Origin of the sequence: Mesorhizobium sp. DCY119 (assembly GCF_003590645.1) — a bacterium.
Taxonomy (GTDB): Bacteria; Pseudomonadota; Alphaproteobacteria; order Rhizobiales; family Rhizobiaceae; genus Mesorhizobium_M.
The window spans coordinates 3,205,214-3,226,667 of the sequence record NZ_CP031834.1; the positions used below are offsets into that span (position 1 = coordinate 3,205,214).

The 21,454-nt window shown below is 61.2% G+C and carries 14 protein-coding genes and 2 tRNA genes; 3 read left to right on the forward strand and 13 right to left on the reverse strand.

Annotated features, from left to right (window positions below; genetic code table 11):
• Positions 1-15 precede the first annotated feature (15 nt).
• The 3 genes from DZG07_RS15700 to DZG07_RS15710 all read right to left on the reverse strand — a co-directional run bounded on the left by DZG07_RS15700 (position 16) and on the right by DZG07_RS15710 (position 6,392).
• On the reverse strand, positions 16-3,255 hold the full coding sequence (locus tag DZG07_RS15700; protein WP_119818470.1) for an SPOR domain-containing protein: 3,240 nt from the start codon (positions 3,253-3,255) through the stop codon (positions 16-18).
• 103 nt (positions 3,256-3,358) lie between these two features.
• Entirely contained in the window at positions 3,359-5,116 is a 1,758-nt protein-coding gene (gene argS / locus DZG07_RS15705; protein ID WP_119818473.1) for an arginine--tRNA ligase, read from the reverse strand.
• A 61-nt stretch (positions 5,117-5,177) separates the two neighbouring features.
• The gene (locus DZG07_RS15710) at positions 5,178-6,392 is read right to left on the reverse strand and encodes a deoxyguanosinetriphosphate triphosphohydrolase (protein WP_119818476.1); all 1,215 of its coding nucleotides are present in this window, start codon (positions 6,390-6,392) and stop codon (positions 5,178-5,180) included.
• A gap of 79 nt (positions 6,393-6,471) precedes the next feature.
• Here DZG07_RS15710 and erpA point away from each other — a divergent pair, with 79 nt between their 5' ends.
• Positions 6,472-6,822: an iron-sulfur cluster insertion protein ErpA gene (gene erpA / locus DZG07_RS15715; protein WP_091911824.1), complete on the forward strand. Its 351-nt coding sequence runs from the start codon at positions 6,472-6,474 to the stop codon at positions 6,820-6,822.
• A 57-nt stretch (positions 6,823-6,879) separates the two neighbouring features.
• Here the strand turns inward: erpA and DZG07_RS15720 are convergent, their stop codons facing one another.
• A complete protein-coding gene (locus DZG07_RS15720) occupies positions 6,880-8,364 on the reverse strand; it encodes a nucleobase:cation symporter-2 family protein (RefSeq protein WP_119818479.1) in 1,485 nt (494 codons plus the stop codon).
• A gap of 140 nt (positions 8,365-8,504) precedes the next feature.
• On the opposite strand from DZG07_RS15720, the gene xth reads away from it, so the two are divergent.
• Positions 8,505-9,296: an exodeoxyribonuclease III gene (gene xth / locus DZG07_RS15725; RefSeq protein ID WP_091912250.1), complete on the forward strand. Its 792-nt coding sequence runs from the start codon at positions 8,505-8,507 to the stop codon at positions 9,294-9,296.
• A gap of 53 nt (positions 9,297-9,349) precedes the next feature.
• Positions 9,350-9,676, forward strand: coding sequence for a hypothetical protein (locus DZG07_RS24110; RefSeq protein WP_197716862.1), 327 nt, complete (start codon positions 9,350-9,352; stop codon positions 9,674-9,676).
• A gap of 6 nt (positions 9,677-9,682) precedes the next feature.
• Here DZG07_RS24110 and DZG07_RS15735 read toward each other — a convergent pair whose 3' ends face one another.
• The 9 genes from DZG07_RS15735 to DZG07_RS15780 form a co-directional block, all read right to left on the reverse strand.
• On the reverse strand, positions 9,683-10,510 hold the full coding sequence (locus DZG07_RS15735) for a tetratricopeptide repeat protein (RefSeq protein WP_119818481.1): 828 nt from the start codon (positions 10,508-10,510) through the stop codon (positions 9,683-9,685).
• Positions 10,497-12,221, reverse strand: coding sequence for a dihydroxy-acid dehydratase (gene ilvD, locus DZG07_RS15740; protein WP_119818483.1), 1,725 nt, complete (start codon positions 12,219-12,221; stop codon positions 10,497-10,499). Before ilvD ends, DZG07_RS15735 begins: the two co-directional genes overlap by 14 nt.
• A 307-nt stretch (positions 12,222-12,528) precedes the next feature.
• The gene (locus DZG07_RS15750; RefSeq protein ID WP_091911834.1) at positions 12,529-13,815 is read right to left on the reverse strand and encodes an OmpP1/FadL family transporter; all 1,287 of its coding nucleotides are present in this window, start codon (positions 13,813-13,815) and stop codon (positions 12,529-12,531) included.
• Between the two features lie 361 nt (positions 13,816-14,176).
• Positions 14,177-16,960 carry a valine--tRNA ligase gene (locus DZG07_RS15755; protein ID WP_119818489.1) on the reverse strand — a complete coding sequence of 928 codons (2,784 nt, stop codon included), beginning with the start codon at positions 16,958-16,960 and terminating at the stop codon, positions 14,177-14,179.
• A 721-nt stretch (positions 16,961-17,681) separates the two neighbouring features.
• Positions 17,682-17,755: transfer RNA gene (locus DZG07_RS15760), tRNA-Gln, on the reverse strand.
• Positions 17,756-17,837: 82 nt separating this feature from the next.
• A complete protein-coding gene (locus DZG07_RS15765; RefSeq protein WP_119818491.1) occupies positions 17,838-18,632 on the reverse strand; it encodes a DUF2497 domain-containing protein in 795 nt (264 codons plus the stop codon).
• Positions 18,633-18,847: 215 nt separating this feature from the next.
• On the reverse strand, positions 18,848-20,236 hold the full coding sequence (locus DZG07_RS15770; protein ID WP_091912252.1) for a TolC family outer membrane protein: 1,389 nt from the start codon (positions 20,234-20,236) through the stop codon (positions 18,848-18,850).
• A gap of 179 nt (positions 20,237-20,415) precedes the next feature.
• A complete protein-coding gene (locus DZG07_RS15775) occupies positions 20,416-21,090 on the reverse strand; it encodes a protein-L-isoaspartate O-methyltransferase (protein ID WP_119818496.1) in 675 nt (224 codons plus the stop codon).
• A gap of 86 nt (positions 21,091-21,176) precedes the next feature.
• Positions 21,177-21,250: transfer RNA gene (locus DZG07_RS15780), tRNA-Cys, on the reverse strand.
• Between the last annotated feature and the right edge of the window lie 204 nt (positions 21,251-21,454).

Consider the following 21,454-nt stretch of genomic DNA (forward strand, 5'->3'; position numbering starts at 1 on the left):
AATTTTGCCAGTTGCCTACTTCGAGACGAAGCAGTTGCCGCCAGCAGCCTTGTAGCTTTCGCAAAGCGAGATCGCTTCGTTACGGCTCGGTGCAGGCACGCGAACGCGCCAGAACGTACCCTTGCCGGCAATCTCGGCCTTGACGATGTTCGCCTGGTGGCCGTTGAGCACGCTGCCGTAGCGGCGCTGCAGGTCCTGATAGGACGACTGGGCGGCCGCTTCACTCGGCTGAGAGGCGATCTGCATGGACCATGCACCAGCCGCAGCAGCGCTTGCAGGAGCAAGGGCAGCAACCTGGTCGGCCTTCACTTCGCCAACAACATCGACCGGCTGGTCTGAAGGACGCGTCGGCGCGATCGCCACCGATTTCGGCGTGGTCGAGTTCTGCGGCTTGGCTGCAGCCTTCGGAGCGGCATTGGCTTCGGCCGGTACAGGCTCATTGAGCGACGCGGCAGGCTTGGTGGCAGGCACCGAAGCCGTGGTGGTTGCACCGACCGGATCGGTGACGCTCTCAGACGCCGTCGTTGCCGGATCGATCGCCGGCGCGGCAGGCGCCGGGTCCTCGCGTGGGACAAGCGTGCCGTCCGACTTCACGACCATCGTGCGCACCTTGCGTGGCGTGACTGCGGCCACTTCGGGGTTCTGGTCGCCACCGTTTTCCTGCATGATCTGCTGGATGCGATCCTCGGACTTGGCCATGGGAGCGGCGGCGTCGCCGTCGGTCTCGGATGCCATGTCCGTCTCGTCCAGCGCCGGCTCCGGATCCTGGGCGGCCATATCCATCGGCTCTTCAGCCGTCGTCACCAGCTTTTCCTGCGTCGGCGTAGCGCTGGAAGGCGTTCGCGAAACGGTGTCGTAGACCTTGTTGTCCTGGTTGGGCACAACCGTGCCGCCCGGATTTTCCGGCCTGATCTTTATCGGGCCGTCATCGGCCTTGACGAGCGCCGGCGCACCCGACCCGACATTGCTGCCCGACAGCGCATAGGCACCGATGGCGCCGATGACCGCGATTCCGCCGACAACGGCAGCGATGAGCATTCCACGCCGCTGCGGACGTTCTCTCTCACCAGCCGCGCCATAGGCAGCTGCCGACATCTCTTCATCAGCGTCAGGGTCATAATCGAAATCATCGAGATTGGGCTGCTGATACTGCCCCCGTCCCTGCGAACCCGAAAGCGCGCCAGTGTCGAAGGCAGGCTGGGTAGCAGCAGGCGCATAGGCGGTATGAGCAGCGGTTGCGCCAAGCGCGCCAGCTACGGCGGCCCCGGCAACGGCTGCAGTCTGATAGGGATGCCCCTGCGTCAGCGCATCCTCGTCGATCTGGAACTCACGCTCGAAATCGGCGGCGAAGTCGTCGGCATCGCCTGCAGCCTGCTGCGGCTGTGCTGGTTCCGGCGAATTCATGTCGTTGAGAAGGCTTGCGAACTCCGCGTCGATGTCGTCGTAAGCGGGGGCTGCCGGAACGTCTTCTTCGAAAGCCAGCTCCGGAATGTCGAGGTCTTCTGCGAGCGCAACCGCCTGCTCCGGCACGTCGATCGTTTCGATGTCCGGGATATCGTTGTAGCCGGCGGCGGGTGCTGCGAAGTCTTCGTCAGCCGCTTCCTCATAGTGCGCGACAACCGGCTGCGGTTCAGGCTCATGCCTGTTCCAGGAGCTTACCGGTCCGGTCGGCGTGAACTGAGCCGTCAGCGCGGCCAGATCGGCATAAGGATCATTAGGCTGGCTGGAAGCCGCGACTGCCGGCTCCTCGACCGGCGCATGCTCATCCTCGTCCAAAGCAAGGTCTACATCTTCAATCGAATTGGCGAATGCGGCGTCGAAGGCTTCATCGTCGAATTCGAGATCGATATCCGCTTCGGCTTCCGCGACAGGCTCGGCCTCATAGCCGGCTTCATCGGCGGGAGCCGCGTAGACCGGCTGACCGGTGCGATAATTGCTGAGCGAGTAAGGCGTGGAAACCACCGGCTGCGAAGCTTCGACGGAAGGCGTCTCGGCAAGCACGTCTTCGTCTGCGAGTTCCAGTTCGATTTCGTCGTCTACGTCCTGCGCAGCGACGGCATAGGCAGGCTCGTCGGCAACCGCATATGCTGGCTCTTCGGCAACGGCCTCTACGACCGGAGCCTCTTCGGCATGATGCGCCGGCGCATTGCCGAGAAGCGCATTCAGCTCGTCCTCAAGGCTCGGCCCACCCTCGTCTACGATGGAAACCGGCTCCTCGGGCTGCAAAGCGATCTCGAGTTCCCGATCAAGTTCCGGATCGATAGAACCGTGACCGGACGACTTCAGCGGCACGGCAGTGAAGTCCATGTCCACTTCAGCCAGGGCAGCGTCGAAATCATCGGCGAACGCTTCTTCCGAAGCGGCTGCGGCCACAGGCTGAGCGTATTCTTCCGTCGCCGCGGTCTCGTAAGCAGGTGCGGCTTCGTAGGCTGTCTCAACCTCGTCTTCATAGACAGCATGAGTGCCAGCATCGGCCGGCGACCATTCACCCTCAAGCGGCTGATCGTCTTCGAAAGAAGCGGCTGCCGCCTGGTCGAAAGGATCAACAGCGTCAGGCTGCTCGGCAGCAACTTCCACCGGAGTGAATTCGGCTGCGGGAGCATATTCACCTGCAGCTTCGTATTCACCTTCAGATTCATAATCCACGACGGGCTGCTGATCATCTGCCGGTTCATATTCGGCGGCCGTGACGGCCTGATATTCAGGCGACGCAGCCTCTTCAACGACGACTTCCGCGTGGGACCACTCGCCATCCAGAGACAGTTCGTCTTCCAACTCAGCGGCGACGGCATCGTCGAAGTTGCCTGCCTCTGGGGCGAGAGCCTCCAGCGGGGCAGCTTCGAAAGCGACCGTCGGCTCATATTCCGGCTGGACGGCAAAAGCAGGTTCGGCCTCCGAAGGCTGAGGCTCCAGAGCTTCGAACTCAGCAACCTCCAGTTCTCCAGACGAAACCTCGGGCTCGTAGGCCGCCGGGTCATCGGGCTGATAGGCCGTTTCCGTGCGATAGGCCGGCTGGAAAGCGTGCACATTGTCGTGCACGGAATCTTCCTGGGCGAACTCGCCCATCAGTTCCTTTTCCAGATCGATGCCGAAATCGTCCGCCTCGACACCTGCGACCGAAGAAGGCGCTGCCGCCGGTTCCTGCTGAACAGGTTGGCGCGGGTCAAATCCCATGATCCGGGTCAGTTCGGCGAACGGATCATCGTTCGACAACTGGTCCCGATCGGCGATTTTAAGCTGGGTTCTGTCTACCATACTCTTTCCCGATACTCGCACTATTCGGACGCAATGGGCGTCACGTAAGGTTGGGCCTTACCAGCGCAATGTGGGCAAATGGTGACAGGTTTTACCGCAAAACCTAGCGCATTTCGACGGGCGCATCAGCCCCGATCAACGCCAGGCCGGACGTCAAAACGTCCGCGACAGCCTGCACCAGCCCAAGTCTGGCATACGTCAATTGTCGGTCGTTAACCTTAACAAAACGTAAGTCCTGATTTTCCGTGCCTCGGTTCCAGTGTCCGTGGAAGCTGGAAGCCAGATCATACAAGTAAAATGCCAGTCTATGCGGCTCATGCGCAAGTGCTGCCGATTCGACGAGCCGGGGATATTCGGCGAGCTTTCTGATCAATCCGATCTCGCTCTCATCAGTCAGCCTTGCAGCCGATTCGGCAAGCGAAGCCCGGTCGAAAGCGCCCTCGCCCAACTGCTCCTTTGCCTGCCGGAACACGGAATGACAGCGCGCGGAAGCATATTGCACGTAGAAGACCGGATTGTCCTTGGACTGCTCAGTCACCTTGGCGAAGTCGAAGTCGAGCGGCGCATCGCTCTTGCGATAGAGCATCATGAACCGGATCGGGTCGCGCCCAACCTCCTCCACCACTTCCCGCAGGGTGATGAAGTCGCCCGAGCGCTTCGACATGCGCACCGGCTCGCCATCGCGGTAGAGCTTAACCAGCTGGCACAGAAGCGCGGTCAGCTTCAGCGAACCACCTGACAAAGCCTTGGCCAGCGCCTCCAGCCGCTTGACGTAGCCGCCGTGGTCAGCGCCGAGGATGAAGATCGTCTCATTGAAGCCGCGATCCAGCTTGTCCTTGAGGTAGGCAACATCGGCGGCAAAATAGGTGAACGCGCCGTCCGACTTGACCAGCGGCCGGTCGATATCGTCACCAACGTCGGTGGAACGGAACAAGGTCTGCTCGCGGTCTTCCCAGTCCTCAGGCTTCTGCCCCTTGGGCGGCGGCAGCTTGCCCTTGTAGACGTGGCCCTTGAGCTTCAGGTCGGTGATGGCGGAGCGTATGGCGGCGGCGTTGTTGGCGTGCAGCGTGCGCTCGGAGAAAAACACCTCGTGATGCACGTTCAGCAGGGCCAGATCCTCGCGGATCATCACCATCATGGCGTCGATCGTGCGGTCCTTGATGAGTGCGAGTGCCTCGTCCTCAGGCTTCTGCAGCAGGTCGCGGCCGAATTCCTTGGCCAGAGCCTGCCCCACCGGCACCAGATAGTCGCCCGGATAAAGGCCGGCCGGGATTTCCCCGACCTCGTCGCCCAAAGCCTCGCGGTAGCGCAGCATGGCCGAGCGCGCGAGCACATCGATCTGCGCGCCTGCGTCGTTGATGTAGTATTCCTTGGTCACATCATAACCGGCAAAGCCGAGCAGATTGGCCAGGGCATCGCCCACCACCGCGCCGCGGCAATGGCCGACATGCATCGGGCCGGTCGGGTTGGCCGATACATACTCGACATTGACCTTGATGCCCTTGCCGACCGTCGAGCGGCCATAATCGGCGCCGACACCCAGCAGGCTGGTCAGATGCGCCTGCCAGAAACCATCCGTCAGCCGCAGGTTGACGAAGCCAGGGCCGGCAACGTCAACAGCTGCAATATCCTTGTCCTGACGCAACGCCTCAGCGAGCTTTTCGGCCAGCGCGCGCGGGTTCTGCCCGGTCGGCTTGGCCAGTACCATCGCGGCATTGGTCGCCAGATCGCCATGCGTGGCATCGCGCGGCGGCTCTACGGCAATACGCGAGAGATCGGCTGGCTGGCCGTCTTTGTCTTTAAGATCAAGCGCTTCAACGATCTTTATGATCCGCTCGTTGAAATCGGCGAAGATATTCATGGATGGCTACTCTGGAAAATCGGCACTTTATGCCGGCTCAATGCCGGAAAACCGGTTCCGCCTAGCCCAAATCGGGCGTGCGGTCAAACAGCCGTCGGTGTTCCTTGATCGCATAAGTGTCCGTCATACCGGCCAGGAAATCGGCGACATGGCGCGCTTTTATGCGCTCGGCAGCACGATCGAGCCCCTCGCGCCAGCCGTCCGGCATCTCGCGTGGATCGGCAAAATAAGCGTCGAACAGCTCGCGCACGATCTGGTCGGCGCCCTCGCGCACCAGCATCACGTCCTTGTGGCGATAGATATTCTTGTAGAGAAACGCCTTCAGTTCCTTTTCCGCCGGTGCCATTTCGTCAGAGAACGTAGCAATGGCTGACTTGGCGGCATGAACGTCTTTGACACTTTGCGGCTTCAGCTCAGCCAGCCGCGCCGAGGCGGTCTTGATCACGTCCTCGACCATGATGGTTATCTGCCGCCGCATGAGTTCGTGCCCGGTGCGCGCCGGGTCGAGCGCCGGATAGCGTTCTCGCACCCCTTTCAGGATCGAGGCCGGCAGAGGCACCTCCTCCAGCATGTCGAGCGTCAGCAGCCCTGCCCGCAGGCCATCGTCGATGTCATGTGTGTTGTAGGCGATGTCGTCGGCAATCGCGGCGCATTGCGCCTCCAGGCTGGCGAACTTGTCCAGTTCGAGATCGTGGAGTTCCGAATAGTCGAGAATCGCCTGTGGCACCGCGCCTTTCAGGCCATGGCCCTTGGCGTCGGTCAGCGGGCCATTGTGCTTGACCAGCCCTTCCAACGTTTCCCATGTCAGGTTCAGCCCGTCGAACTCGGCGTAGCGCCTTTCCAGCCGCGTGACCACGCGCAGCGACTGGGCGTTGTGGTCAAAGCCACCCCAGGCCGCCATCTTCTCGTTCAGCGCGTCCTCGCCGGTGTGGCCGAAGGGCGTGTGGCCGAAATCATGGACCAGTGCCACCGCCTCGGCCAGATCCTCGTCGCAGCGCAAGGCGCGCGCCAGGGCCCGTGCTATCTGGGCCACCTCGATCGTGTGCGTGAGCCGCGTGCGATAGTGATCGCCTTCATGGGCGATGAACACCTGCGTCTTGTGCTTGAGACGCCGAAACGCCGTTGAATGGATTATCCTGTCGCGGTCGCGCTGGAACGGCGTGCGCGTCGGGCTCTCGACTTCATCGACAAATCGCCCGCGCGAAAGCGCCGGATCGCAGGCATAGGCAGCGCGCGGCCGATAGCCGAAACCGATGTCGCCTAGCTCGTTCGCCATTTTTGACTTGCCGCTGCTGGTTGACTTGCCCCTTCGCGCTTCATACCTATGGTAACAAGGCGAATGCAAGGTGACGCCAATGGGCGCAGATGCCAAGACTGCCATGAAGGGTGTAGACGTTTCCGAGGCCGCTGCGAAGCGGATTGCGAAGATCGTCGCCGGTGAACCGGGAAAGATCGCGCTACGCGTTTCCGTCGAAGGCGGTGGCTGCTCGGGTTTCTCCTACAAATTCGATCTGGTCGACGCGAAGAACGACGACGACATCGCCATCGAGAGAGACGGCGCGACGGTGCTGATCGACGACCTGTCTCTGGTCTATATGGGCGGGTCGGTGATCGACTTCGTCGACGACCTGATGGGCCAATCGTTCCAGATCAGGAACCCAAACGCCGTGGCGTCCTGCGGCTGCGGCACCAGTTTTTCCATTTAATCTGAACCAATGCCAGAATTGAAAAGGCTGCCAACTGGCAGCCTTTTCTTTTGATGACTATGCTTCCGCCGCCATTGCCGCCTCGCGGGCGTCAGCCTCGTTGCCCTTCACGCCGTTGAAGAAGGCGTTCAGCACAACGGCCGAGACCGAAGCCAGCAATATGCCGGATTCGACCAGCGGATGGATGTCGTGCGGCAGCCACATCTTGAAGTCCGGCGCGACCAGCGGGATCATCCCAAGACCTACCGAGACCGCGACTATGAACAGGTTGTTGCGCGTCGTCTTGAAATCCACTGCCGCCAGGATGCGGATGCCGGTCGCAGCCACCATCCCGAACATGACGAGTCCTGCCCCGCCGAGCACGAAGGTCGGGAGTGCTTCCACCAGCGCGCCCATCTTCGGCACGAGACCGAGCACCATCAGGATGATGCCGCCGGCCACGCAGACGAAACGGCTTTTCACGCCGGTAACGCCGACCAGCCCGACATTCTGCGAGAAGCTGGTATAGGGGAAGGTGTTGAACAGGCCGCCGATGACAGTGCCGAGCCCGTCGGTGCGCAGTCCGGCCGAAAGCATCGGCTGGCTGATCTTGCGGCCCGTCATCTCGCCCAGCGCCAGGAACATGCCGGTCGATTCGATCATCACGACGATCATCACCAGTGTCATGGTGAGGATGAGGATCGGATCGAAGATCGGCATGCCGAAGCGCAAAGGCGTCACCAGTTCAAACCAGCCGGCGGAAGCGACCTTCTCGAAATGCATCATGCCGAGTGCGGCGGTGATGACACCCCCGACGATGATGCCGAGCAGCACCGCGATGTTTGCCAGAAAGCCCCTGCCGAATTTGGCGATCAACAGGATCGAAAATAACACGATCGCCGAGATCACAATGTTGGAGACCGGCGCATAGGCAGCATTCGGAACCGTTGCCGCAAGCGACAGGCCGGCAGGCATCGGAGGCAAGGTCGAGCCGGCAGCCGATGCCGCGTCCGAAATCGACTTCAGCCACGCCGCATGTTCGGGTGAAACCAGTTTCGGCGCTGTCGGCCCGACCGGATTGCCGAAAATCCAGTTGATGCCGATGCGCATCAGCGAAGCACCGATGACGACGATGATCGTGCCCGTCACCACTGGCGGAAAGAACCGCAGCATGCGGCTGACCAGCGGCGCAATCACAATGCCAACGATGCCGGCGCCGATGATCGCGCCGAAAATCATGCGCGCTCCGTCTGTGCCGGGATTGGCGCCTGCCATAGCCACCATCGGACCGACCGAGGCAAAGGTGACGCCCATCATGACCGGCAGCTTGATGCCGAACCACTGCGTCGCGCCGAATGACTGGATGATGGTGACAAGGCCGCAGACGAACAGATCGGCGGAAATCAGAAAGGCCACCTGCTCCGGGTCGAGCTTGAGCGCCCTGCCGATGATCAGTGGGACAGCGATTGCGCCGGCATACATGACCAGCACGTGCTGGATTCCGAGCGCGAACAAACGCGGCGCCGGCAGCACCTCGTCCACAGAATGTGGAACTGAAGACATGGCATTATTCCCCTTGTTTCGTTATCCGGACCTGAGAATGCCGAAGAGGACCGGTTTCCTTCTGATGAAGGATGGTGCAGGATCGTCTGCAATCGGCGCGTGCGCCATCAAGAACTATTTGAAATTCTCGCGTGATTTTCATGAAAATCGTTACCTGGAACATCAACGGCATCAAGGCTCGCATCGGCAACCTGCTGGTGTGGCTGAAGGATAGCGATCCCGACATCGTCTGCCTGCAGGAGATAAAGTCGGTCGACGACCAGTTTCCGCGCTCCGAAATCGAGGCGCTTGGTTATCACGTCGAAACGCATGGCCAGAAAGGCTTCAACGGCGTCGCCATCCTGTCCAAGCTGCGTTTCGATGAGGTCAATCGCGGCCTGCCCGGCGACGATAGCGACGAACAGGCGCGCTTCATCGAAGGCGTGTTCTCGACCGACAAGGGTGTGCTGCGCGTCGTCTCGCTCTATCTGCCCAACGGCAATCCCATCGACACCGAAAAATTCCCCTACAAGCTGTCGTGGATGGCGCGGCTCGAGAAATGGGCTGGGGAACGCCTGCTCCTCGAGGAGCCGTTGCTTCTGTGCGGCGACTACAATGTCATTCCCGAACCGATCGACGCCCGCAATCCCGAGGCATGGCTCGGCGATGCGCTGTTCCAGCCCGAAACCCGTCAGGCCTTCAGGCGGCTCCTCAACCTCGGCTTCACCGAGGCCACTCGCGCCGTGACCGACGCGCCCGATACCTACACATTCTGGGACTACCAGGCCGGCGCCTGGCAGAAGAACAACGGCATCCGCATCGATTTCCTGCTGATGTCGCCCGAAGCCGCCAACCGCTTCTCTTCCGCCTCGATCGAAAAGCATGTCCGGGCATGGGAAAAGCCGTCCGACCATGTGCCGGTGGCAGCCGAATTGGCGCTCCAGCCAGCCTGACCATTCCCTTTGTGGCGTTGGGTTTCGGCAAGTGCTAATATGCGGCGATGCAGTTGCCACGCGCATGCCTGCTTTCAGCCGCGATACTCGCTTCGTCGCTGACTGCGGCTTTGGCTGATTGCCAGTGCCTCGCCAATGGCAAGGTCTATCATCATGGCGAACTGGCCTGCCTGAAACTGCCCAACGGCAATCAGCTGGCGCGCTGCGACATGGTTCTCAACAACTCGGCCTGGAAGAAAGTCTCGGATGGTTGCCCGCAAGCAGAGCTTCTGAACCTGTCCACGCCCGCTGGGTCAATTTCACAGCCGCCGGAGAGTTTTGGCGAGCACCGCGCGCTGCCTCTTACGCAGCCTTCGGCATCTACGGACGCGAACGGCTAGCGCCCGTTACTGCTGCCCGGTATCACCCTTGGTGAGAATATCCTCGGCGAGCGCAATCGCGGTGCGGCGATCCGATTCACCGGAAAGCGCGAACGCCTCTTCCTGCATGCCGCGAATCCACGGCTGATCGGCAGGCGCTGCGCGCTGGAGTGCAGCCGTCATCATCGCAAGCCCGCGCACGACCTTGCCCGACTGGAACAGCAGGTTGCCGAGCGTCGCCTGCGCGCCGGCATGGCCCTTTTCGGCGGCAAGCTGGAACCAGCGCCCGGCCTGACGCACGCTGGCCTTCACGCCGCCCTCGCCCTTCAGGAACATCTTGCCCATTTCGAACTGGGCGTTGGGATTGCGATAGTTGGCGGCGGCGCGCATGAAATATTCCTGCGCCGCAACCTTGTTCGCCTTTATCGGGCTGCCCGGGATGCCCTTCTGCAGATAGTTGCCGAGCGCGACCAGCGCGTCCGAAACATAGCTTTCCTCGGGGCTGCCGGGCTCGACGTCCTGCTCGACGATCTCGCTGAAGAACTTGAACGCCTCGAAATCGTTGCGGTCGACGCCGTCACCCTCGGCATACATGCGCGCAAGCTTCCAGCTGGCGCCGATCTGGCCGTTTTCGGCAGCATAGCGATAGGCCTCGACGGCCTGGTCCTTGTGGCCGCTCTTGTAGGCCGAGAAGCCGAACTGGAACACTGCCCACGGGCTGGACTGGGCCTTCACCGCGCCGTTGTCATCAAAAACCTTGTCGTCGAACGCCATCGCGCCCCCGGCGGTGCCGAAGGTCGTTGCGGCTACGATGGCCAACAGGATGGTTGTTCTCACGACGTCAGATGTCAGCATAGCAGTGTGTTTCTTTCGCGCCGCCCGGATGGGTCACGGCGCCATAGCGTGCCGAGCCTACCGTTTGCGCATATTTCCAGATCGCGCCGGACTGATAGTCGGTCTCGCGCGGTTTCCATTTCTTCGCCCGGGCGGCCAATTCCTCATCGGAGAGCGCCACATCGAGACTGCCGTTCACGGCGTCGATGGTGATGATGTCGCCATCGACGAGAAGGCCGATTGGGCCTCCGATTGCAGCCTCCGGACCGACATGGCCGATGCAGAAGCCGCGCGTCGCGCCCGAAAAGCGCCCGTCGGTAATCAGGGCAACCTTGCCGCCCATGCCTTGTCCATAAAGCGCGGCTGTCGTCGACAGCATCTCGCGCATGCCGGGCCCGCCTTTCGGGCCTTCATAGCGGATGACGAGAACCTCGCCTTCCTTGTAGCTGCGATGGGTCACCGCCTCGAAGCATTCTTCTTCCGAGTCGAAGCACCGCGCCGGACCGGAGAATTTCAGCTCCGACATGCCCGCCACCTTCACGATCGCACCTTCAGGCGCCAAATTGCCCTTCAGGCCGACAACGCCGCCAGTCACCGTGATCGGCTTGTTGGCCGGATGAACCACGTCCTGACTGTCGTTCCAGGCAACATGTTCCATATTTTCGGCCAAAGTGCGGCCAGTCACGGTCATGCAATCGCCATGCAGATAGCCGTGGTCGAGAAGCGTCTTCATAAGCAGAGGAATGCCGCCAGCCTCGAACATGTCCTTGGCGACATATTTTCCGCCGGGCTTCAGATCGGCGATGTAGGGCGTCTTCTTGAAGATCTCGGCGACATCGAACAGGTCGAACTCGATGCCGGCCTCATGGGCGATCGCCGGCAGATGCAGCGCGCCGTTGGTCGAGCCGCCGGTGGCCGAAACCACGGCTGCCGCATTTTCCAGCGCCTTGCGCGTGACGATGTCGCGCGGGCGAATGTTCCTGGCGATCAGTTCCATGACCTTTTCGCCCGAGGCGAAGTTGAAACGGTCGCGCATTTCGTAAGGCGCCGGCGCACCGCAGGAGTATGGCAGCGCAAGGCCGATCGCCTCGGCCACCGTCGCCATGGTGTTGGCGGTGAATTGCGCTCCGCAGGAGCCGGCCGACGGACATGCCGCCTGCTCGACCTCCAGCAGATCGTCATCCGAGATCGCGCCGACCGAATGCTGGCCGACCGCCTCGAAAACGTCCTGAACGGTGATCTGGCGGCCGCGATAGCTGCCGGGAAGGATCGAGCCGCCATAGATGAAGACCGAGGGCACGTTGAGCCGCACCATCGCCATCATCATGCCCGGCAGCGACTTGTCGCAGCCGGCAAGGCCGACGAGCGCGTCATAGCAATGGCCGCGCATGGTGAGTTCGACGCTGTCGGCAATGACATCTCGCGAAACGAGCGAGGCCTTCATGCCTTGATGGCCCATGGCGATGCCGTCGGTGACGGTGATGGTGCAGAATTCGCGCGGCGTGCCGTTGGCAGCCGCGACGCCCTTCTTGACCACCTGCGCCTGGCGCATCAACGAAATATTGCAGGGGGCAGCCTCGTTCCAGCAGCTTGCGACGCCGACCAGAGGCTGGGCAATCTCCTTCTGCGAAAGGCCCATCGCATAGAGATATGACCGATGCGGCGCGCGCGCCGGCCCTTCGGTCACATAGCGACTTGGCAGTTTCGCTTTCGAGGTTACCTTTGCGTCCATTCCTGTCCTTGCCGCCCCAGCGCGGTTTCTCCGCACAGCTTCTAATATGCTGCCCGAAGACACCTCTGAGGTGCTCCGGGTTTATGGCGGGAACTAGGCGAATTGTGCCCGGCCCGTTGTAGCCCAATGCTTCACCGGAGAGTGTTGCAGAAACATCACAAACGGTATGACGTCGTTAACCATGCCGCGGCCCCCACCAGCATCAAAAAGCCGGCAGAGCTTGCGCTTGCCGGCTTAAGAATTTTCCTCATCCAAAACAAAAAAGCCGGGCATGCGCCCGGCTCTTTCGATCATTGTTTCCAATGAGTTACCATTTGACTTTCAACGAGGCCGAGATGGCACTGACAAGATCGTTGTCGAAGTCGTAGGTGACCTCTTCGCCATAGTTGATGCCGTTTGAGGTCACAGGGCCGGCAGAACCGCTGGTTAGAATGCCCAGGGCACCGGCAAGGCGCAGTTCGACGTTCTGGGTCGGCGTGTAGGCGACGCCACCGCCGAAGGTCCAGGTGTCAGTCTGGGCACTGAGGCCGGTCGTGGTTCCACGATCCCAGGTGATGCTACCCGCTGCACTCCACTGATCGTTGAACTTGTGGCCGATGCCGCCGGAAACCGTCCAGCCATCGCGATAGAGCAAATCAAGCGAGGTCGCGACAAACGGGCTGCCTGGGAAGCAAAGCGAAGCACTGACGCCAACAGGGCAGAGATCAACTGTCTGCAAGCGGCTCCAGTTGACCCATTTCACAGAGCCGAAAGCGAGCCAATCCGGTGCGATGCCCGACTGAACTTTGAATTCAACCGATTCCGGCATCGTTGCTGAGCCGTATATATCCGTCACACGACCAAGAAGCGGGTTGGTCGGGCTGATAAAGCCGGGAATCTGCGTCAAATCCAGCGTTCCCGAAAGACCGTCCAGCTTCACTGCCGAGTTGTAGACCAGGCTTGCGCGGAAGGCGATTTCCTGAATTTCGTAAGCCGCACCGATGCGCCAGCCAACACCGCTATCCTCGAGATCGAGACGGCCGACGCCATTGCCGAAAGCCGTGGTACCGGTAATCGTTGGAACGGGAGCAACCAAACGTTCCTTGAAACCGCTGACTTCCTGATAGAAGACACCGCCAAGCACGCGGAATTGGCCCTTACCGGCATCCATTTTGTAAGAGCAGGTCGCAGCGTAGTTGTCGCTGTCAATCTTCGTCTCGATGTTGTCGTTCGCGCCCATCCAGTTGGCCCCCGGATTGGAATGCGCACCCCAGGGCTGCGAATAGTCGGCCATACAGTCGATGGACTCGCCGATGCCAGCCTTGAAGCCGATACGCGGCACCCAGTAATCCTCGGTTTCGCTGACGTCGTTCGTCGCGCCACCGCCGATACCATTGGATCCGATGCCGTTAGCCGGGTTGATATCGCGCACATTGTTGAGCTTACGATCGGGCATGACATACGTGCCGGAAACTTCGCCGGTGAACCGCGAAGTATCGAAAAGAAGATCGATGTTGTAGCCCCCGCGCTCGAGGCCACCAGCGCTCGCCGATCCTACGATCGCGAGCATCAAAGAGCCGGCTCCGAGGACCGATTTCAGTAGCGCTTTTTTCATCAGGTATTCCTCCCCAAGAAGTACGTGAAACAAGCTAGAACTATTTCCCTCAGCAGGCGCAACCACGTTTTTACACGTGAACCTTTCGAGGGAGGTTAAGGCTTACGTAAAAGGAAGGTGACCATCCACAAAAAGGCTTAAAACAGCCTCGTTTTGTGGGAATTTTTTCACAAAATGGGGTCGAAACCGGCTAAAAACGCTCGAAATCGAGGCTTTTCGGCCCCATATTGCCAAATTGTAACATTATGGCAACAAGAGGGCAAAAAGTGGCAAAGATGTGAAAACATGACGCTGCGTTATGCCCCATTTCGGGGCAGATGCCGCCTCAGGCGGCATCCAGGAATCAGCCTCCGAAGTGCCCTTACCCTGCGTCACGAACGCGCGCCAAAGCGACGTTCAGCTTCTCCTGCGCCTCCTGAAATTCGACAAGCTTTTCGCGCTCGGCCGCCACCACTTCGGCAGCCGCGTTGGCGACGAATTTCTCGTTGGCGAGCTTCTTGTGGATGCGCGCGACCTCCTCGGTCACCTTGGCCAGTTCCTTCTGCAGGCGGGCGGCTTCGGCTTCGAGATTGATCAGGCTGCCGAGCGGCAGGCAGGCGGTGGCCTCGCCGATGACGATCTGCGCCGAACCCTTGGGCGCTGCCTCCTCATGGCTCACCGCACCGACGCGCGCCAGCCGCTTGATCGCCGAATCGTGACGCTCCAGCCTCGCCTTCGTCGTGTCATTGGCCCCGACGATCACCAGCGGTGCGATCGCCGCCGGCGGCACGTTCATTTCCGACCGCACCGAGCGGATGCCCGAGACGAGATCGACCAGCCAGTTGGTCTCGGCTGCAGCTTCGGCGTCCTCGAATTCCGGCGACGGCCATGCAGCCAGGCACAGAAGCGTCGGCCGCTCCTGCCCTTCGCCCGCCGTATGCGCCCACAGTTCCTCCGTCATGAACGGCATGAAGGGGTGCAGCAGCTTGTAGATCTCGTCGAGTACGAAGGCAGCGACCGCGCGGCTCTCGACCTTGGCGGCCTCGTCCTCGCCCATGAAGACGGGCTTCAGCAGTTCCAGATACCAGTCGCAGAACAGGTTCCAGACGAACTTGTAGGCCGCTCCGGCCGCCTCGTTGAAGCGATAGGAGGCGATGCCGTCGGTGACCTCGCGGGTGGCGCGGGAAAGCTCGGTGAGTATCCAGCGGTTGACGGTGAGCTTGGCATCCTGAAGCCAGAATTCGTCGTTGCGGGCAACGCCGTTCATTTCGGCGAAGCGCGTGGCGTTCCACAGCTTGGTGCCAAAATTGCGGTAGCCGGCGATGCGGGCCGGGTCGAGCTTCACATCCCTGCCCTGCGCCGCCATGATCGACAGCGTGAAACGCAGCGCATCGGCGCCGTATTCGTCGATCAGTTCGAGCGGGTCGATGACGTTGCCCTTCGACTTCGACATCTTGGCACCGTTCTTGTCACGCACCAGCGCGTGGACATAGACGGTGTGGAACGGCTCCTCTTCCATGAAATGGAGGCCCATCATCATCATGCGGGCGACCCAGAAGAAGATGATGTCGAAGCCGGTGACCAGAACGTCGGTCTGGTAATAGGTCTTCAGCTCCGGCGTCTCATCCGGCCAGCCGAGCGTGGAGAACGGCCACAGGGCCGACGAGAACCAGGTGTCGAGCACGTCCTCGTCGCGGGTCAGGATTTCGCCCGGCTTGAAGTTTTCAAGCTTGTCCTCGACCCAGCCCTTCCAGGGGCCTTCCAGCGCCAGGTAATATTCGATCGCAGCGCCCAGCGCTTCCTCTTCGGTCTTCTCGACGAAGACGCGGCCATCAGGGCCGTACCAGGCCGGGATCTGATGACCCCACCAGAGCTGGCGCGAAATGCACCAGGGCTGGATGTTCTCCATCCAGTCGAAATAGGTCTTTTCCCAGTTCTTCGGCACGAAATTGGTGCGGCCTTCGCGCACCGAGGCGATCGCCGGCTTGGCCATTTCGGCCGCGTTGACGTACCACTGGTCCGTCAGGAACGGCTCGATCGGCACACCGCCGCGGTCGCCATGCGGCACGGTGTGGCGATGCGGCTCGATCTTGTCGAGGAAGCCGCCCGCCTCCATCATCTCGACGACCTTCTTGCGCGCGGTGAAGCGGTCCTGTCCGTGCAGCGCCTCGATGGTGGCGGCAAGCTCGGGCGTTGAATCAAGACCTTCGAGGAAGTCCTCATTATCCCTGAGGTTTACCGCCGCTTCGATGGTCAGGATGTTGATCGCGCGCAGCTTGTGACGCTTGCCAACCTCGAAGTCGTTGAAGTCGTGCGCCGGTGTGATCTTGACCGCGCCTGTGCCCTTCTCCGGATCGGAATATTCGTCGGCGACGACCGGGATTTTGCGCCCGACCAGCGGAAGAATAACGTTCTTGCCGACGAGCTTGCTGAAGCGCTCATCTTCGGGATGAACGGCGACGGCCGTGTCGCCAAGCATGGTCTCCGGGCGTGTCGTAGCCACCGTGACATAGGTCGCGGGGTTTTCCGGGTCGTAGGCAACGCCTTCGACGGGGTAGCGGAAGTGCCAGAGATTGCCGTTGACCTCGTGCTGCTCGACTTCCAGGTCGGAAATAGCGGTCAGCAATTTCGGGTCCCAGTTCACAAGGCGCTTGTCCTTGTAGATCAGGCCTTGCTTGTAGAGCGTGACGAAGACTTCGAGCACGGCCTTGGACAAGCCCTCGTCCATGGTGAAGCGTTCGCGCGACCAGTCGGCGGAAGCGCCGAGGCGCTTCAACTGGTTGAAGATCGCGCCGCCGGATTCGGCTTTCCACTCCCAGACCTTTTCGATGAACTCCTCGCGGCCGATGTCGCGGCGATGGATCTGCTTTTCCATCAACTGGCGCTCGACCACCATCTGCGTGGCGATGCCGGCATGGTCCATGCCCGGCTGCCACAAAACGTTCTTGCCGCGCATGCGCTCGAAGCGCACCAGAATGTCCTGGAGCGTGTTGTTGAGCGCGTGACCCATATGCAGCGAGCCAGTCACATTCGGCGGCGGAATGACGATGGTGAAGGCTTCCGCACCCGGCTTCGAGCCGGCCCCGGCGCGGAACGCGTCGGCCTCCTCCCAGCGTTTGGCGATTTTCGGCTCGACGGTTTTTGCGTCGTAGGTCTTCTCAAGCATGGGAAAGTGATCCGATTTGTCCGGAAATAGGTTGTCCCGGTGTAAATCGGAAGGGGCATTGCGAGTCAACAGTGGGCTGAGGCTTACCTCCCCCTTGAGGGGAGGTCGCCGCGCAGCGGCGGGTGGGGTCGCCACTGCTCGACGTTCGTTTGCGTCGAGCGCTGCCGAGATGACCCCACCCGCTTCCTTCGCTTCGCTCAGTCCGCGACCTCCCCTCAAGGGGGAGGTGGACGCTGGCACACTTCATCTTCGCCACGCCCGGTTTTCACCGTCTGGCCATTGTCAAAGATCGGGAAGCGGGGCGCTTGGCCGTGCCTTCCTAATGTTTAGTACGTGGCGCGACTTCCGCGCCCCGCTCGGTGTCTGTCCCGAAGTCGGCCGGTCACAACGCCCGCTCCATGTACATTCCATGGACAAGACGCCGCGGGTTCTCCGCATGGTTTTGGGCAGAGGCATTTGCGCCGTGCTCGTTCCACGCCGGCCTGTGTCGGGCCCTCGGGTCCCTGGCTACCACACCAGGGCGGGAGGTCACCGCCACTCCCCCTTGATCCCGGTTCCAGACCCGGTCCCGCAGGAGCGATGCGGGGATTATGCGGGAAGTGTCTTGGGGTGGGGAAAGATCGGGCGTGAAAAAATGTTCAAAGTGAAGGAAAACAATTGGTTAGCAGGAAATCTGGCGAAAATCTTTCCTACAGGCCCGGAGGATCACCCAGACATGTTGTGGTTCCCGCTCATGGACTCGAACCACGATTCACGCCGTCAAAGGGCGGTGTCCTACCATTAGACGAAGCGGGATAAGATCGGCTTCAGTCAGTCAAAGGCGATGGCGCATCGATCGATTAGATGCTTGATCTTTCCGGCAAATGCAATGGCGCGGTTATGCCCCGCGCGCGACGCGCTCGATTTCCTCGCGCACGAGGCGTTCGACCAGCGTCGGCAGGTTGTTGTCGAGCCAATCCTGCAGCATGGGCCGCATCATCTCCTCGGCCATTTCGTCGAAGGTCTTGCGGCTTCTGGCGGCAAAGGCTTCCGACAACTCGCCGAACGCGGCTGCAACCTGACGGCCGGCATGCTCGGAAATGATCGCCGGACGGGCGATATCGGGTGCGGCGGAGACAGTCTCGGGCTTCGATGTCGAAACCGGCTCATAGGCACTGTACGACGGCGAAGGCGATTGAACTGCGGGCGCAACAGATTGCTCCACCGTAAGCTCGTCCAGAGCCGCGTCCAGTTCGTCTTCGTAATTCGGCTGCGATGCGGCGGCTTGAGGTGCTTCGGCCGCTTGCGGCGCATTCCACTCAGGCTCTGCCAGAACCGGCGTCTCAGCCGGCGCTTCGCTCACTTCGGGCTCAGCATAGGCAACAGCCACAGACTCGGCGGGCTGCTGTTCAATTTCTTTGTCCTGCGGCGCTTCATCCGCGATCTGCGCCTGCACCTCGGCCATGGACAGCGGTTTGGGCTCGGGAACCGCACGAGCCGCGCGCAGTTCGGCGCGAAACGCATCGACCTCAATCACCGCATTGTCGACGGGGGCTAGATCGATGTCGTCTCCAAGCGCTGCCATCTCGTCGGCGCTCTTTCGGACGGTGTCGCTGTCTTCGATTATCCTGCGGATGGAAGCCAGAATCTCTTCCATCGAAGGTTCGCGCTGTACGCTGCTTGCCTGTGCCATCGTCACATCCGCCGCCCTTGTGACCAAAATTAACGATTCCATTGGCTTAGGCCGCAGGAATTCGAATCAACGGTTAGGGTAGCGGACGGATCGACCTTGGAGAATCCCCAAAGTCGACGCCCAGGCGATTTCAACAGGATAGACAGCGCCGGAATCGAAAGAGGCGCCGCAAGGGCGCCTCTCGAAAACCGGCAGGAACCGGAATGGAACGATAATCAGCGGCCGTCCGGCGTGCGCAGGCCGATCCACTTGTCCTTGACGGCCTTGTAGTGCTCTTCCGGCTTGTACTCGGTGACCTGAAGGCCGAGCCGCTTGGCGTAAAGCTGGCCGGTGGCCTGCAGAATGCCGTAGCTCGCGACGACAACCTGATTTTCGGAGTTGGCCTGATTGATCTGTGCGTTGATGACGTCCTGCTGGGCATCGAGCACGTCCAGCGTCGTGCGCTGGCCGACATTGCGCTCCTCGATGACGCCGTTCAGCGCAAGCTGGGCAGCGGCGATGGCCGAACGGTTTGCGGCGACGCTTTCCTGAGCGGCAATGTAGGAGGTCCAGGCTGACGTTACCGCCGCGCGGACCTGATCGCGGAACACATCGACCTGGATGCGGGCCTGGCCCAGCGATTCCTTGCCCTGCCGCACCAGAGCCGACGTACGGCCGCCGGAGTAGATCGGAACAGTAATCGAAGCACCGATCTGCGCGGTGTCGCTATTGGTCGTGCTGTCGCCGTTCAGCCCGGTCCCCGAAAGGATGCCGGTGGTATGATTGTAGCTGTGCGAAACGCCCGCCGACGCCGAAATCTGCGGCAGCAGCGCGCCTTCGGCCGATTTCACCGAGAAGCCGGCGGCGTCGACAAGATGCTCCGCCGACAGGATTGCCGGATGCTGGGCCGAGGCCTGGCCGAACGCCTGGTCGAGGCTCTTGGGCAGCATTTTCGAAAGCGGCGAAGCAGCCTTCAGCTTGCCCGGTTCATCACCAACGATCTGGCGATAGGTCGCGGCACTCGCCGCTGCCTGGGCGCGCGCCGAGGCCAGCTGAGCCTCGGCCAGCGAGCGCGCGGCATCGGCCTGCGCAACGTCGGTACGCGTGCCCTCGCCGACATCGAAGCGGGACTTGGCAGCACGTACCTGTTCGGCCAGGAATTTGAGGTTCTGCTCGCGCAGCACGGCGATCTGGCGATCGCGGATGACGTCCATATAGGCCTGTGCGGCGCTGAACAGCGTGTTCATCTCGGTGTTGCGCAGGTTTTCCTGGGAGGCGAACACTTGCGATTCGGCGGCTGCGACATTGTTCTTGGTCTGAAAGCCGTCGAACAATGTCTGGCTGATCGTGATGCCGAAGCTGGCGGTCGACTGCCTGTTGACGTCCCTCGTCGAGGCGTAACCGAGGCTCGATGAGCCCTGGACGATCGGGCGGTAACCCGACTTGGCGATCGCCACGCCCTCGTCCGTAACGCGCAGGCCGGCGCGGCTCGAATTCATCGAGGAATTGAACTGATAGGCCTTGGAAAGTGCGCCGAGAATGGTTTCGGCGGAAGCGGCTATCGGAGACAGCGCGGTGGCCGACAAAAATACGGCAGTGAAAATGCCTTTGCGTATAAACGACACGACTATTCCCTCATTCGTTTCTGCGGGCGTCACATCGGTCAATTCAGGCATTGCGCCTTACCAACACGATCCGACTCACGCCCCCTGCCAAATACCCACACGAATACGCACAGGACTCAGCAACGATGGTCCAAACACTAAGCCACCACGATGTCGCGACAGTCGCAAGACTTTCCGGCTCAAAATTCGAATGCGCGGATGCGTTCGAATCCCGGCAGTGGCCGAATTGCCGCATTAAATGCACGTCGGCCGCCAACAATGCCAGTAGTCTTTAAAAACAGACGGGCGATGCCGGCATTGCCCTGCCCTTCCACGACAACGAGTCGGCCACCCTCTTTCAGCTGATCGAACAGCATCTGGGGGATCTCTTCGACCGCTCCGCCGACGAAAATCACGTCATAAGGCGCCTCGGCGCCATGGCCTTGGTTCAACGCGCCCTGGACGACGACGACATTGTCGTAGCCGAGATTTGCCAGCGTCGATGTCGCGCTCTGCGCGAGCGCCGGGTCGCTTTCCAGTGCGATGACCGAGCTGGCCAGGCGCGACAGAACCGCCGACGAATAGCCGGTGCCGCAACCGACATCGAGAACGAAGTCGCTCGGGTGGATTTCGGCGAGCTGCGCCAGCTTGGCGAAGGGCGAAGCCTGCATCAGGTAACGCGCCGGCTGGCCGGAAGCGGGAGCGGCGATCTCGATATGCTCGTCGATGTAAGCGAGGTTGCGGCGGTTGGCGCCGACGAAGGCTTCGCGCGGCACCGACAGCATGGCGTCGAGCAGAGCCTGGTCGGTCACGTCGGTGGTGCGGACCTGGCCGTCGACCATCTTCACGCGCTGTTCGGAAAAATCAGTGTCCATGCCCAAAACAACCCGTCTCGGCGCAAGCTTGCGCGTTTCACTTCGCGTGAACGCTGTAGCCGCGTATGGCGGCCGGTGTGGCAGATTGGAGGCCTCGCCCGGAATCGAACCGGGGTGCAAGGATTTGCAGTCCTCTGCGTAACCACTCCGCCACGAGGCCTCGCCGCTGCCGGCGTTCTACGCCGCTTCAATAGGTTGCGGGCAAATTGCCGTCAAGCGAGGAAGGTTCATTCCGAACAAAATCCTCTGCGGCATTCTGAATAAGAGTTTAGCGGCTCTCAGTGCGAGGTATCGGACAGGCCGGTGCGCGCGCCGAGCGAGAGCAGGACACTATCGCGGCGGCAACCAGCCGATACGCGATGTC